At 67.3% G+C, this 14211-nt stretch carries 12 protein-coding genes; 1 reads left to right on the forward strand and 11 read right to left on the reverse strand.

Going from position 1 to position 14211, the window contains the following annotated elements; all coding sequences use genetic code 11:
* Positions 1-6 precede the first annotated feature (6 nt).
* Positions 7-1452 (reverse strand): glutamate--tRNA ligase, encoded by a 1446-nt coding sequence (gene gltX / locus ACYQ0L_RS00970; protein WP_459787059.1) that lies wholly within the window; start codon positions 1450-1452, stop codon positions 7-9.
* A 143-nt stretch (positions 1453-1595) separates the two neighbouring features.
* Between gltX and ACYQ0L_RS00975 the strand changes: the two genes are divergently transcribed.
* The gene (locus ACYQ0L_RS00975) at positions 1596-3734 is read left to right on the forward strand and encodes a ComEC/Rec2 family competence protein (protein ID WP_459787060.1); all 2139 of its coding nucleotides are present in this window, start codon (positions 1596-1598) and stop codon (positions 3732-3734) included.
* On the opposite strand, the gene lexA is transcribed toward ACYQ0L_RS00975, so the two are convergent.
* The 10 genes from lexA to ACYQ0L_RS01025 all read right to left on the reverse strand — a co-directional run bounded on the left by lexA (position 3728) and on the right by ACYQ0L_RS01025 (position 14210).
* Positions 3728-4414: a transcriptional repressor LexA gene (gene lexA / locus ACYQ0L_RS00980; protein ID WP_459787061.1), complete on the reverse strand. Its 687-nt coding sequence runs from the start codon at positions 4412-4414 to the stop codon at positions 3728-3730. The genes ACYQ0L_RS00975 and lexA overlap by 7 nt on opposite strands.
* 76 nt (positions 4415-4490) lie before the next feature.
* Positions 4491-5678, reverse strand: coding sequence for a molybdopterin molybdotransferase MoeA (locus ACYQ0L_RS00985; protein WP_459787062.1), 1188 nt, complete (start codon positions 5676-5678; stop codon positions 4491-4493).
* Complete coding sequence (gene moaC, locus ACYQ0L_RS00990; RefSeq protein WP_459787063.1) at positions 5675-6157, reverse strand: cyclic pyranopterin monophosphate synthase MoaC; 483 nt, start codon at positions 6155-6157, stop codon at positions 5675-5677. The genes ACYQ0L_RS00985 and moaC overlap by 4 nt, the downstream gene beginning before the upstream one ends.
* Positions 6158-6317: 160 nt before the next feature.
* On the reverse strand, positions 6318-7106 hold the full coding sequence (trpC, locus tag ACYQ0L_RS00995; RefSeq protein WP_459787064.1) for an indole-3-glycerol phosphate synthase TrpC: 789 nt from the start codon (positions 7104-7106) through the stop codon (positions 6318-6320).
* 114 nt (positions 7107-7220) lie between these two features.
* Positions 7221-8213: an anthranilate phosphoribosyltransferase gene (trpD, locus tag ACYQ0L_RS01000; protein ID WP_459787065.1), complete on the reverse strand. Its 993-nt coding sequence runs from the start codon at positions 8211-8213 to the stop codon at positions 7221-7223.
* Complete coding sequence (locus ACYQ0L_RS01005; protein WP_459787066.1) at positions 8210-8815, reverse strand: anthranilate synthase component II; 606 nt, start codon at positions 8813-8815, stop codon at positions 8210-8212. Before ACYQ0L_RS01005 ends, trpD begins: the two co-directional genes overlap by 4 nt.
* A gap of 118 nt (positions 8816-8933) precedes the next feature.
* Complete coding sequence (pip, locus tag ACYQ0L_RS01010) at positions 8934-9887, reverse strand: prolyl aminopeptidase (protein WP_459788002.1); 954 nt, start codon at positions 9885-9887, stop codon at positions 8934-8936.
* Positions 9887-10756: a phosphodiester glycosidase family protein gene (locus tag ACYQ0L_RS01015; protein ID WP_459787067.1), complete on the reverse strand. Its 870-nt coding sequence runs from the start codon at positions 10754-10756 to the stop codon at positions 9887-9889. Before ACYQ0L_RS01015 ends, pip begins: the two co-directional genes overlap by 1 nt.
* A complete protein-coding gene (trpE, locus tag ACYQ0L_RS01020) occupies positions 10753-12273 on the reverse strand; it encodes an anthranilate synthase component I (protein WP_459787068.1) in 1521 nt (506 codons plus the stop codon). The genes ACYQ0L_RS01015 and trpE overlap by 4 nt, the downstream gene beginning before the upstream one ends.
* Positions 12274-12275: 2 nt before the next feature.
* A complete protein-coding gene (locus tag ACYQ0L_RS01025; protein ID WP_459787069.1) occupies positions 12276-14210 on the reverse strand; it encodes a peptidyl-prolyl cis-trans isomerase in 1935 nt (644 codons plus the stop codon).
* Position 14211: the final 1 nt, after the last annotated feature.

The following is a 14211-nucleotide window of genomic DNA, read 5'->3' on the forward strand; positions in this document are numbered from 1 at the left end:
TCTCCTTCAATCCTGTGTGCGGTTCGCCGAAACAGCCTGCGCTTCGATCCGCGCGAGCGACTCCTCTTTGCCGAGGAGGGCGAGAACGTCGAAAATTCCGGGGCTCGTGGTCGTCCCGGTGAGGGCAGCGCGAAGCGGCTGGGCAAGCTTTCCGAGCCCCAGTTCGAGCCGCTCTGCAAGCGATTTGGTAGTGGCTTCCAGCGCCTCGATTGTCCAGTCGTTTTCGGCCTTCAGACAGGCATGAACCTCGGCCAGACGGGCACGCGCCTCGTCGTCGAGCAGTGCAGCGGCCTTGTCGGTCAGTTCGAGCGGGCGCCGGAGGAACAGGAACCGGGCGTTGTCGGCCAGTTCGTGGGTGTCTTTCGCGCGGATCTTGAGCACGGGCATCGCGCGAGCCAGCAGATCGCGGTCGATCTCGCCCGCCACATCGCCTGCCAGTTCCCCGGCAACAAGGCCCGCAAGACGGGTGTCGTCGGCCTCGCGAATGTAGTGGCCGTTGAGGTTCTGCAGCTTCTTGATGTCGAAGCGCGCGGGGCTGCGCCCCACACCGTCGAGGTCGAACAGCTCGATCGCCTCGGCTTGCGTGATTTCCTCGCGGTCGCCGTGGCCCCAGCCGAGGCGAAGCAGGTAGTTAAACAGCGCTTCGGGCAGAATGCCCAGTTCGTCGCGATAGGCTTCCACGCCCACCGCGCCATGGCGCTTGGAAAGCTTGGCGCCGTCGCTGCCGTGGATCAGCGGGACGTGGGCATAAACCGGATCGGGCCAGTTGCCCTCGATCTCGTGCATCGCGCGATAAATCGGCAGCTGGCGGAAGGCGTTGTTGAGATGGTCGTCGCCGCGGATGACATGGGTCACGCCCATGTCGTGGTCGTCGACCACCACTGCCAGCATGTAGGTCGGCGTGCCGTCCGCGCGCAGCAGGATGTAGTCGTCGATCTCTTCGTTCTTGACCGTCACGCGGCCCTGAACGGCGTCTTCGATCGCCGTTTCGCCGTTCTTGGGCACCTTCAGGCGGACAGTGAAGGGCATGCCCTCCTGTTCCGGGCCGGGCTCGCGGTCGCGCCAGCGCCCGTCATAGCGCATCGGCTGCTTGTTGGCCCGCTGCTCTGCGCGCATCGCCTCGAGTTCCTCGGAGGTGGCGTAGCACCGGTAGGCATGGGCGTTTTCAAGGAGCGTGTTCGCGACCTCGGCATGGCGATCGGCGCGCTGCGACTGGAACACGGTATCGCCATCGAAATCGAGGCCGAGCCAGTCGAGACCTTCGATGATCTTGTCGATCGCGTCCTGGTTGGAGCGCTTCTTGTCCGTATCCTCGATGCGGAGCAGCGCCTTGCCGCCGTGATGCCGCGCGAAGAGCCAGTTGAACAAGGCCGTGCGTGCGCCGCCCAGATGCAGATAGCCGGTCGGCGATGGTGCGAAGCGGGTAATGATCGTGCCGGTTTCGCTTGCCATCGAAGCGCGCTTCCTTTCCATTTCCGTGCATGGCTGCGCAGCACCTATCCGATGCAACGACCCGGGCCGACAGACGATCCGAAACCGGTGCGGATGCGAGCAATGGTGCAGCGCAGCGGCGGCTTTGGCAGGCTGATGGGCGCATGTCCAGCCTGCTCGCAAGACTGCCGCTCGCAGCGGATGGAGCGCTGGGGCGGGCGGGGCTGGAGCGCGGGCCGTGGCTGGTGGTGGCGGTGATCGCAGGCATCGCCATGTGGTTCGCCCTGGCTGCTCCGCAGGCATGGCTGCTTGCCGCTACGGCAGCGCTGGGCTGCGCGGTCTGTGGGGCGATCCTGCTGCGGTTCGGGCGGGTGCCCGACCTCGCGCTGGCGCTGCTCGCGCTGGGGCTGGCAATGGCTTTCGGGATCGGCCTGATCTGGGCACGCTCGGCCACGGTCGGCGCGCCCGCCATCGAATATCCTCAGATACGAACGATCAATGCGCGCATTCTCGAGCGGGAGGAGCAGCCGGCGCGCGATCGTATCCGCCTGGTCGTCGCGGCGCGCGATGCGGAGACCGGCGAGGCGATCAAGCTGAGGATCAATGTGCCGCTGGATCGGGCGCAATCGGACATGCAACGCGGTGCGGTCGTCCGTCTGACCGCTCGCCTGATGCCGCCTGCCGCGCCGCTGGTGCCCGGCGGATATGATTTCGCCCGAACGGCCTGGTTCGAAGGACTGGCCGCGACCGGATCCGCCGTCGGCGAGATCGAGCTGGTCGAACCGGCCCCTCCGGGCTGGGGCGGGATCGCCGGGATCCAGCGGCGGCTTTCCGCGCATGTTCGCCAGCAACTGGGCGGATCGGCCGGGACCATCGCCGCCGCTTTCGCCAGCGGTGACCGGGGGGCCATTGCCGAGGCGGACGAGGATGCGATGCGCGACGCAGGGCTCACTCACCTGCTTTCCATCAGCGGGCTGCATGTGAGCGCGGTGATCGCGGCGTCCTACATCCTTGCGCTCAAGCTGCTGGCGCTGTGGCCGTGGCTGGCCCTGCGGGTTCGGCTGCCGGTGGTCGCGGCCGCGATCGGGGCGCTGGCAGGAGTAGGATACACGCTGCTCACCGGCGCGGAGGTGCCGACGGTGCGCAGCTGCGCGGCGGCGGTACTGGTGCTGATCGCGCTCGCCCTGGGGCGCGAGCCGCTGACCTTCCGGCTGCTGGCGGTGGCGGCGGGCCTCGTGCTGCTGCTGTGGCCGGAAAGTGTTGCGGGGCCGAGCTTCCAGATGAGCTTTGCCGCCGTGCTTGCGATCGTGGCGCTGCACAACAGCGCGCCCGTCCGCGCGTTTCTGGCCCCGCGCGAAGAGCCCTGGTGGATGCGCCCGGTGCGCGGCGGAGCGATGCTGCTGGTGACCGGCTTCGTGATCGAGATCGCGCTGATGCCGATTGTCCTGTTCCATTTCCACCGGGCCGGGATGTACGGCGCGTTCGCCAACATGATCGGCATTCCGCTGGTAACCTTCGTTTCGATGCCGCTCATCGCCCTCGCGCTGGTCGCCGACATCGTTGGCCTCGGCGCGCCGGCCTGGTGGCTGGTGGGCAAGTCGCTGGACCTGTTGCTGGGCATTGCGCATTTCACCGCGAGCCAGCCTGGTGCGGTCAAGCTGGCGCCGCATATGGGCGGCCTTGCCTTCTTCGCGTTCGTGGCGGGTGGCTTGTGGCTCGCGCTGTGGAGCGGCCGCGCCCGGTTCTGGGGGTTCGCGCCGGTTGCCGTCGCGACCATCCTCACCATCGCGACGCCGCGGCCCGATGTGCTGGTCTCGCGCGACGGGCGTGACGTCGGCATCCTCGAGGATGGCGAGCTCCTGACATTGCGGGAGAGCCGGTCTTCCTACGCCACCGATACGCTGGCCGAGCTGGGCGCCATGGACGGCCCGCCCGTCCCGCTGGCTCAATGGCCGGGTGCCCAGTGCAGCCCTGAATTCTGCGTCGCGAGCGTCGAGCGGGAAGGGCTGGTCACGCACCTGCTGCTGGCACGCGGTCGGGAATACGTGACCGAGCGCGACCTTGCCGCAGCCTGCGCGCGGGTCGACATCGTGGTGGCGGACCGCTGGCTGCCGCGCAGCTGCCGGCCACGCTGGCTCAAGGCCGATCGGCGGATGCTCGATAAGACGGGTGGTCTCGCCATTCGCTTTGCTTCACGCGAGGTCGAGACGGTGGCCGAAGGGCAGGGCGCCCATGGCTGGTGGCACGGGCAGGGCGGCGTGGAGCGCGAACCGAGGTCCGCGCCCCGCACCGGCAATCAGTGATAGCGGCGCAGCAGCCCCGCCAGCTTGCCCTGAACCTGGACTGCGCGGCTGTCGTAGACCTGCGGCTCGTAGCTCGCGTTGGCGGGGTCGAGGCGCACCCGGCCGCCTTCGCGCCAGAGGTACTTGAGCGTCGCTTCCTCGTTCTCGACCAGCGCGACCACGATGTCGCCATCGCGCGCGGTGTCGGACTTGCGGATCAGCGCATAGTCGCCATCGAAAATGCCGGCCTCGATCATTGAGTCGCCGGACACTTCCAGCGCGAAGTGCTCGCCCGGGCCGAGCAGGGCTGCGGGGACGGGCAGGCTCTGGTGATCCTCCAGCGCCTCGATCGGGGCACCGGCGGCGATCCGCCCGTGGAGCGGTATCTCGATGACATCGTTCGCCGCCTCGGGCAGGCTGGCGGGTACGTTGGTGGTGCGCGCCCCCGCATCATTGGCGGCCTTGGGCATCGAGCCGGCGACCGCGCTCTCGGGCAGTTTCAGCACTTCGAGTGCGCGTGCCCGGTTCGGCAGGCGGCGGATGAAGCCACGTTCTTCCAGAGCGGAAATCAGCCGATGGACGCCCGACTTGCTCTTGAGGTCGAGCGCATCCTTCATTTCCTCGAAAGAGGGCGAGATGCCGGTATCTTCCAGACGCTCATGAATAAACCTGAGCAATTCATGCTGTTTTGCCGTCAACATCGCGTGCACTCTCCGCGTAACCTGTTCGCACAAACGCGAACGAATGCGGAACAATTAGGCAACCCTTTTTTCCAAGTCAAGCATATCCGCCACTTTCCAGCAGGTAGCATGGAACCGATGCTCCCGCTGCGGATGCTTGTGCCTGCGCAGCCCGGTCGACCAGCAGCTGGGCATGGGCGAGCGGAAGGAGGGCGGAACTGTCCTGCACCCCGGCCGGAACCACGCCCGCGCCGGTCCACGACGCGCGCATGAACTCGCGCCTCGTGCCTCCGCGCGGCAAGCTTTCTGCCAGCGGCATCGAGATGGGGCGGGGCAGGCAATGGGCGGCCCCGGCAAGCTTGCGGATCGCGGGTGCCATGAACAGGAAGCCGGTGACGAAGCTGGACACGGGATTGCCCGGCAGGCCGAGCACCACCGTCTGCCCGCGCGTCGCGACCAGCAGCGGCTTGCCCGGCTTGATCGCCACCCGCCAGAAATCGAGCGAAAAGCCCGCCGCTTCGAGCGCCGGCTTGACGAGATCGTGCGGCCCGACCGATGCACCGCCACTGATCACCACCAGCGCGGCATCTTCGCTTGCGGCAAGGATGGTGCGGGTAATCTCTTTCGCATCGTCGGACACCGGGCCGAGCCGGCGCACCATGGCCCCGGCCTTGTGCGCCATCTCCCCCAGCATGGCGCCGTTGGTCGACGGGATCTGATCTGCCGTGCAGCTGGCCGGATCGGCGCATAGCTCGTCGCCACACTCGATGACCGCCACGCGCGGCGCATCGTACGCGACCACGTCGCCCACGCCGCCTGCACGCGCGAGCGCGATCTGCGCGGAGCCGATGCGCGTGCCGCGCTCCAGCAGCGTATTGCTCGCCGCGAAATCGAAGCCCGCACGGCGGATGTAAATTGGCGTTGGCGGCTCGGTCGCGAAGAGGCGATCATCCTCGAGCCGCGCATTTTCCTGGATGAGCACGGCGTCGGTATTGAGCGGCATCCGTGCACCGGTCGAGATGCGCACCGCCATGCCGTTGCTCGCGACCTTCGGAAAGGGGGCGCCCGCGCGCGATTCTCCGACAATATCCCACGGGCCGTCGCCCGCCGTCGCGTAGCCGTCCATCGCCGAGAGGTCCGCGGCGGGCTGGCCGCGGCGCGCGATGACCGGCTCGGCAAGGAAGCGTCCGGCGGCGTCTTCCACCGCAAGGCTCTTCGAGGCACGCGGTTCGAGCAGCGCGAGCAGCCGAGCCTGGGCGTCCTCCAGTTCCAGCGGCGCACTCATGCCGGTACCCCGTCCGCGTGCCAGTCTCCCGATTTGCCGCCGGTCTTGGCCAGCAGCCGGACCTGTTCGATCACCATGCTCTTGTCGAGCGCCTTGGCCATGTCGTAGATCGTCAGCAGCGCGATATTGCAGGCAACCATCGCCTCCATCTCCACGCCGGTCTTCCCGGTGAGCGAGGCGGTCGCGGTGACTCGCACGGCGTACTCTTCAACCGTGCACTCCACGCTCACGCTATCGAGCGAGAGGGGATGGCACAGCGGGATGAGCTCGCCGGTCTTCTTGGCGGCCATGATCCCGGCGATGCGCGCGGCGGCGAGAACATCGCCCTTGGGCACGTTGCCATCGCGAATGGCAGTGAGCGCGGTTGCGTTCATCGCGATCCGCCCCTCGGCCACTGCCGTCCGCGCGGTTTCGCGCTTGCCGCCGACATCGACCATGCGCGCGGCACCGTTTTCGTCGAGATGGGTGAGGGCGCTCACATCATCGCTCCCGCGTGGCCCCTGACACACCTGACACAGTGTCCAGGGGAGAAAAACCTGCCCCTGCGGATTGCGCCTGAAGGCAGGCGGTACGGGCGGGATGTGGGCTGAAATGCAGTCATCCGCCGAACATGCCACGGGCGTCGGCTGTAGGACAGCCTCAGCGTATCAGCAGGTCGCGCGTTGCGGCTTCCACATCGGCCTGTCGCATCAGGCTCTCGCCGACGAGGAAGCCCTTGGCGCCCGCCGCTTCGAGCCGGGCGCAGTCGGCGGCGGTGGCGATGCCGCTTTCGGAGATGAGGAACGCGCCTTCGGGCGCGAGCGGGATCAGCGCCTCGGTGGTGGCGATGTCCGTTTCGAAGCTGCGAAGGTCGCGGTTGTTGATGCCGATCAGCCGCGACTTGAGCGTGTGCGCGCGCTCCATCTCGGCGGCGTCGTGGACCTCCACCAGCACGTCCATATCGAGTTCGAGCGCGGCCGCTTCGATCTCGGCTGCCTGCTGGTCGGTGAGTGCGGCGACGATGATCAGGATCGCGTCCGCACCCATCGCGCGGGCCTCGCCACACTGCCACGGATCGACCATGAAGTCCTTGCGCAGCGCGGGGAGGGCGCAGGCTTTGCGCGCGGCGATGAGGTAGTCGGCGTGGCCCTGGAAATAGGGCGCGTCGGTGAGGACCGAGAGGCAGCTTGCGCCCGCAGCGGCATAAGCCTGCGCGTGTTCGGCGGGCTGAAAATCCTCGCGGATCAGCCCCTTGGAGGGCGAAGCTTTCTTGATTTCTGCGATCAGCGCGCGGTGACCATCCGCATGGGTCGTGCGTAGCGCAGCCTCGAACCCGCGCGGCGGGGCCTGCGCGGTGATTTGCGCTATCAGTTCGCTGACTTGCGTGGCGGACTGCCGCTCTCGCACTTCGTCGCGCTTGGTGGCGCAGATTTCTTCGAGTTTGTTCATATCAAACTATCGTCACACCCGCGAAAGCGGGGGCCATATGGCGGTGGTGCACATTCGACGGGCTCATCTGGATTTCCGCCTTCGCGGGAATGACGAAAAAGGGAAGGCCGCGAGTCACTTCGCCAACGCGATCCAGCGCTCAAGGAGCCGCTGCGCGCCACCGCTGTCGATCGCTTCGGCAGCAGTAGCCACCCCGTCTTTCCAGTCCTCGGTCTCTCCCGCCGCGATCAGCGCGGCGGCGGAGTTGAACAGCACTGCGTCGCGATACGGCCCCGGCGTTCCTTGCAGCAAGGCGCTCAATGCCTTGGCGTTATGCTGCGGATCGCCGCCGCGAATGGCTTCGACCGGCGCGTGTTCGAGGCCCGCCATGCCCGCATCGACGCGCTTCATCGCGAATTCGTGGCCGCTCACGTCCGCCATCTCGTTCCCCGCGGCGAGGCTCAGCTCGTCGAGCCCTTCATCGCCCGAAACGATCAGCGTGCGTTCGGTGCCGAGGCGCGCGGCGGCCTCGCCATAGATCGGGACATAGCCGGGGCGCGCGATGCCGATCAGCTGGCGCTTCACGCCCACCGGGTTCGACAGTGGCCCCATGAGGTTGAAGATCGTGCGGCGGCCCAGTTTCTTGCGGATCGGCTGAATACGCCGCATCGCCGGATGGTGGTTGGGCGCGAAGAGGAAGCAGATGCCGATCTCGTTCAGCGTCTTTTCCGCCGTGCGCCCGGCGGCTTCCATGTCGAGGCCGAGCACCTCCAGCGTGTCCGCCACGCCCGAGAGCGAGGAGATAGCCCGGTTTCCGTGCCGCGCCACCGGCACGCCGCAGGCCGCGACCACCAAACCCACGGCGGTCGAGACGTTGAGCGTGTGGTGCCCGTCGCCGCCGGTGCCGCACACGTCGATCGCATTGTCCGGCCCGTCGACCGGGATGTAACGTGCGCGCAATGCTCGCGCCGCGCCCGCGATCTCGTCGGCGGTTTCGCTGCGCTCGGTCATCGCGAGCAGGAAGCGGGCGATTTCCTGATCGGTGGCTTCCCCGTCGAGGATCCAGCCAAAGACCTCCTCGGCCTCGGCCTCGTTCATGTGCGGAACGGCGAGCGGGAGGGACTTCATGCCGCCTGCCTTTCGCGCGCTTGGATGCCGCAAATGGCAAGGAAATTGGCGAGCAGCGCGTGGCCGTGCTGTGTAGCGATGCTTTCCGGGTGGAACTGGACGCCGTGGATCGGCAGCTCGGCATGGCGGAAACCCATCACGCTGGTGCCGTCGAGCCCGGGCGTTTCGCTGGTCGCGTTGACCTGCAATGTGTTCGGAATATCCTCGACCACCAGCGAGTGATAGCGGGTGGCGTCGAAGGGGCTGGGGAGCCCGGAAAACACGCCGCTGCCGTCATGCGTCACCGCGCTGGTCTTGCCATGCATCAGCCCGCCCTGAACCACGCGCCCGCCGAAATGCTGCCCGATCGCCTGATGGCCGAGGCACACACCCAGCAGCGGGAGTCTCGCATCGGCGCAGGCCGCCACGGTATCGAGCGTGATGCCCGCCTCGTTCGGCGTACGCGGGCCGGGGGAGAGGAGGATACCCTTCGCCCCGCCGCCCACCGCCTCGCGCGCGGTGATGGCGTCGTTGCGCTCCACCCGTACCTCGGCGCCCAGTTCCTGCAGGTAGTGGACCAGGTTGAAGGTGAAGCTGTCGTAATTGTCGATGACGAGGATCATTCAAGAGGCTCTGTGCCATGTTCGCGCTTCGACAGGCTCAGCACGAACGGGTTTGCTTGGAAGTGTCCCTATCCGCTCGTCCTGAGCTTGTCGAAGGGCGAGTGGATAGGGTGGACGATCAGCCCGCCAGCTTGTCCGTCGCGCGCACGAGCCCGTCGATGATCCCCGGCTCGCTGGCCGAGTGGCCTGCGTCGTGGACGATCCACAGCTCGACCTCGGGCCAGGCCTTCTTTAGATCCCATGCGGAGGTCGGCGGGGTGCAGATGTCGTGGCGGCCCTGCACGATGATGCCGGGAATGCCTTGCAGCTTGCCCACGTCGCGCAGCAGCTGGTTTTCTTCCAGCCAGAACTTCTCGCGGAAGAAATGCGCCGCGATGCGCGCCATGGGGACGGCCTTGGCGGCGTCGGCGTAATCCTCGACCAGTTCGGGCTTGGGCAGCAGCGTGGCGACCTGGCCTTCCCACACCGACCATGCGCGCGCGGCCTCGTGCTTCGCATCCTCGTCGTCGCCCGTCAGGCGCTGGTAGAAGGCGTCGATCAGTTTGCCGCGCTCGGCTTCCGGGATGACGGAGACGAAATCGTCCCACGCCTCGGCCATGATCTCGCTCGCGCCATAGCGGTACAGCCAGTCGAGCTCCTTCTGGCGGCCGAGGAACACGCCGCGCAGCACGATCTCAGTGGTCCGCTGCGGGTAGGTCTGCGCATAGGCGAGCGCTAACGTAGCGCCCCAGCTGCCGCCGAACACCTGCCATCCCTCGTGCCCGCACATCTGGCGCAAGCGCTCGATATCCTCGACGATGCGCCAGGTGTCGTTGTTCTCGATCTCCGCGAAGGGCGTCGACTTGCCGCAGCCGCGCTGATCGAACAGCAGGACGTCGTATTTCTCCGGGTCCCACTGGCGGCGATGGACAGGGCCCATCCCGCCGCCCGGGCCGCCGTGGAGGAACACCGCGGGCTTCGCGCCCGGCGTGCCGACACGCTCGTAATACAGCGAGTGCCCTTCGCCGACATCGAGCATGCCGGTCTCGTAAGGTTCGATTTCGGGATAGAGCGTGCGTTCGTATTCCATCATCATTCCTTGAATTCGACGACCACCAGCGGGCCCAGATCGGCGCGGGTATCCATCCGGCCGCGCGCAGGATCCCACAGGCTGGACACGCTGCCATCGAGATAGAGCGCGTTGGGCGTCTTCGCCACGTCGCGGAAGAAGCGTGCGAACTGGCCGAAACTGACAGGGCGGTTGGTGATCACGAAGTGCGCCTTGCCAGCCTGATCCACGCCCACGCCGTTGCGGATACGCTTGGAGGGGCCATCGTCCGAGATATCCGGGTGCAGCTTGCCGTCGATCAGCAGCATCGGGCCGCTCTGCGTGCCGAAATCGGGGCGGTCGCCCACGGTGCTGTAGAAATTGTCGCTGGTCTTGATCCGCCACGTGCCGCCGGTGCCGTAGAAGACGCCGTTGGGCTTCATGTGGAAATTGCCCGACCCGTCGTTGCGGTTGAGCTCCTGCAGACGTTCGCGGTTCTCGACGTAATAGCCGATCGGCTTGCCTTCGCCGTCGTACATGCCCGCATTCATTGCGAAAGCGACGCGCGGCGCGTCCTTGGCGCGCGAGGACGAGAACTTGGCAAGGCTGCGGTAGGGCGGGGAGCCGAGCGCCATGCGTACGCGATGTTCGGCCGGGTCGGCGACGCAGTGGGTGAAGACGACGTCCTCGAAGCGTACCGGCTCGCAGGCCGAATCCTCCGGCGTGCCGGTTTCGCTGGGCGTCGGCGTGGGGGTCGGCGAAGGCTCCGCCTTCTGCGGTGCGTTGCTGGCGACCTCGACGCCCTTTTCACCGCTGATATCGGTTCGGATCACCGGCTCGCCCGGCTGCGACTGTTCGCAGGCGGGGAGGGCGAGGAGCGCAAGCGCGAGGATCGAGGTGGACCGCAATGTCACTGGCCGAACCCCACTTCGTTCGCGACGCGCGCCGCTTCGCGTGCGGCGGCAAGCAGGGCACCTGCCTTAGCCTCGCATTCGCGCTGTTCGGAGGCCGGATCGCTGTCGGCGACGATGCCCGCTCCGGCGGTCACGTGCAGCGTGCCGTCCTTCACCAGTCCGGTGCGCAGCACGATGCATGAATCGAAGCTTCCATCCGGCGCGAAATAGCCGACGCCGCCCGCGTAGGGCCCGCGCTTTTCGGCCTCCAGCTCGGCGATGATCTCGCACGCGCGCAGCTTGGGCGCGCCGCTGACGGTGCCTGCGGGGAAGCCCGCAAACAGCGCGTCGAGCGCGTCCTTTCCGGCATCGAGACGGCCCTGAACATTGCTGACGATGTGCATCACGTGACTATAGCGTTCCACCATGAAGCTGTCCGTCACCTCGACGGATCCTGCCTGCGCCACGCGTCCCACATCATTGCGCCCGAGGTCGAGCAGCATGAGGTGTTCCGCCCGCTCTTTGGGGTCGGCGAGCAGTTCGCGCTCCGCCGCACGATCCTTCTCGGGCGTCGCGCCGCGCGGGCGCGTGCCCGCGATCGGGCGGACCGTGACCTCGTCGTCGCGCAACCGCACGAGGATTTCCGGGCTGGAGCCGACGAGACCGACATCGGGCAGGTCGAGCAGATAGAGGAAGGGCGAGGGATTGATCCGCCGCAACGCGCGGTAGAGGTCCATCGCGGAATGCGCGAAGGGCGCGGTGAAGCGCTGGGCGAGCACGACCTGGAAGATGTCGCCCGCGACGATGTAGTCCTGCGCCTTCGCCACCCGCGCCGCGTAATCGCCCGCGTCCACGGTCGGCTGAAACCGGACCTCCTCGGGCGAAAGCCCCGCGCCCGTATCGGGTCGGCGAGGGCGCTGGGGCACGGGCTGCGACAGGCGCCGCAGCGCTTCGCCGATCCGCTCTCCCGCTGCGTCGAGCGCCAGCTCGACATCGGTCTCGGACGGCCAGACCGGCGCGATCACGAACACTTCGTCGGTCAGCGCATCGAAGACCAGCACCAGCCCGGGGCGGGTGAAGACCATGTCGGGCAAGCCCAGCGGATCGTCGCTCGCCCGGGGCAGCTTTTCAACCAGGGCGATCGTCTCGTAGCCGAAATAGCCTACCAGCAGCGCGAGCGCGGGCGGCAGGTCGTCGGGCGTCGGCATCGCGATTTCGCCGAGCAGGCCGCGAAGCGCGGCCAGCCCGTCCCCTTCGACCGGGGTAAAGGCATCGCGGTCGCGCCGCCAGTCGCGGTTGATCTGCGCGGTTTCGCCATCGGCGCGCAGCACGAGGTCGGGGTCGAGCCCGAGCATCGAGTATCGCCCCCGGATCTCCCCGCCTTCGACCGATTCGAGCAGGAAGTCTCCGCGGCCCTCTTCCATCAGCGCACAGGCCGCGCCGACCGGGGTCAGCGTATCGGCGATGTGGCGCTGCCAGACGAGTGCCGGGAGGTTCTGCGACAGCCGTTCGCGAGCTGCGTCGAGATTGCGCGTCACGCTCAGTTTGCTGTCTGGCCGGTCAGCTCGCGGCGCACCGCGTCGATCGCTTCCGGGTTCCGCTCGACGCCGACCACGCCCTGAATCGCCTTGCGCAGCTGGTCGCTATATTCGCGCGAGAGGATTTCGCCGTAACCGGAGCGTGCCTGGGCAATCAGGGGATCGTCGTTTTCGATCTTGCCGGCGGTGATCTCGTCCAGCGCGACGAGGAAGAAGCCCTGGTTGTTCGGCGCGGCAATGCGCTTGGCAGAGCCTTCCGTCATCGAGAACATCAGCGCGACCGGCGGATTGGGGCGCTGCTGCCGCATCAGCTCTTCACGCGTCACGTTCAGCGGCCGTGCCGGGGGCAGGGGTTTGTCCTCCGCGCGCATCGCGGCGGCCAGCGTGCTGCCCGAAGCGACCCGCTTGAGGATGCGATCGGCGGCCTTCTTCGCCGCTTTCGATCCTTCGTCCAGCTTCCACACCAGTTCGACCTCTTCGCGGATGTCCTTGAGCGGCGGGGCGGCGGACGGCGTGATCGAGGCGGCCTCGTAGAGGACGAAAGCCTGTCCGGCCTCGGCGATCTGCGGGCGGCCTTCCTGCATCTGGAAAACCGTCTGCACCAGCGGCTGGACGGCTTCGGGCACGGTTTCGCCCTGTGCGCCATTGAAGATCGCGCCCGATGCGGTGATCGGCCGGGTGGTTTCGATCTCGAGGTCGAGATCGTCCGCGACCTGGCGGAGCGATTCACCGCTGTTGAGCCGGCTTTCCACTTCCGCTGCGAACTCGCTGATGACGCGCCGCTGTTTCTCGGCGCGGATCGTCTGCTCGATTTCGGGCCGGGCCTCGGCGAGCGAACGGGCGGGGATGGAGGTGACGTCATCGATCCGCACGACATGGAAGCCGAGCGGACTGCGCGCGATTTCGGCGACCGTCCCTTCATCGGCGGCGAACACGGCGCTGGCGACCGCGCCGTTCACCTGCTGGGCGTAATCCTCGCGCGGGATCGGGCCGACTTCGGACGGCTCGAGCCCCGCCTCGCTGGCGACCGATGCGATCGACGTGCCGTTCGCGACCCGCTGGCGGAAGCTTTCCGCAGCCTGCCGGGTGGGCACGATCAGCTGGGTGAAGGTGCGTTCCTCGCTCGCGCTGTAGAGATCGGCGTTCTCTTCGTAGCGCGCGCGAATTTCGGCGTCGGTCGGGGTGGCGCGGTCGCCCAGCGCATCGGTGCCGAACACTGCGTAGCGAACCGTGCGCCGCTCCGGCAGGACGAAGTCGGAGCGGTTGGCGCGGTAATATTCCTGCAGCTGCTTGTCGCTCGGCCCCTTCTCGGGAACGAACAGTTCGGACGGGACGATGGCGATCGAACCTTCGCGTCGCTCGCGCAGCTGGGCGGCGTAGCGCTTGATGATCGAGTCGGGCAGCTTGGCGCCGAAGGCAGCGGGGATCAGCACCTGCCGCGCGACGAGGCCGTCGGTCAGGTCTTCGCGGACCACGGCATCGGTCAGCCCCTGGCTGCGGATCGCCTGGCGGTAGGTATCTTCACTGAAGTTGCCGTCCGGCCCGCGGAAGGCGGGAATCTGGATGATCTCGCTGTTGACCAGGTTCTCGCCCGCGCGCAGCCCCAGCATGCGACCGAATTCGGTGATCGAAACCCGTTCCAGGAGCGTATCGAGCACCTGCGAAAGACCGCCTTCCTCGACGAACCCTTCCATCGACAGGGTCGGGTCGTTGGCCTGCACCTGCCGCAGGGCATTGCTGGCCGACTCGCGCAGGTCCGCCGTTGTCAGCTCTTCGTCCCCGACCACGGCCACGTTGTTGGTGCCCGACAGGCCGCCGAAAGTGCCCGTATTGCCGATGTCGCCGGCCGCGAAGGCCAGCGCGATCAGTACCAGGAAGCCAATCGTGACCCCAAGGCCGAGCTTGGACTGGAAGAAGGAGCGGAAGAAATTGATCATC

It is taken from the genome of Alteriqipengyuania triglochinis (genome assembly GCF_054655655.1).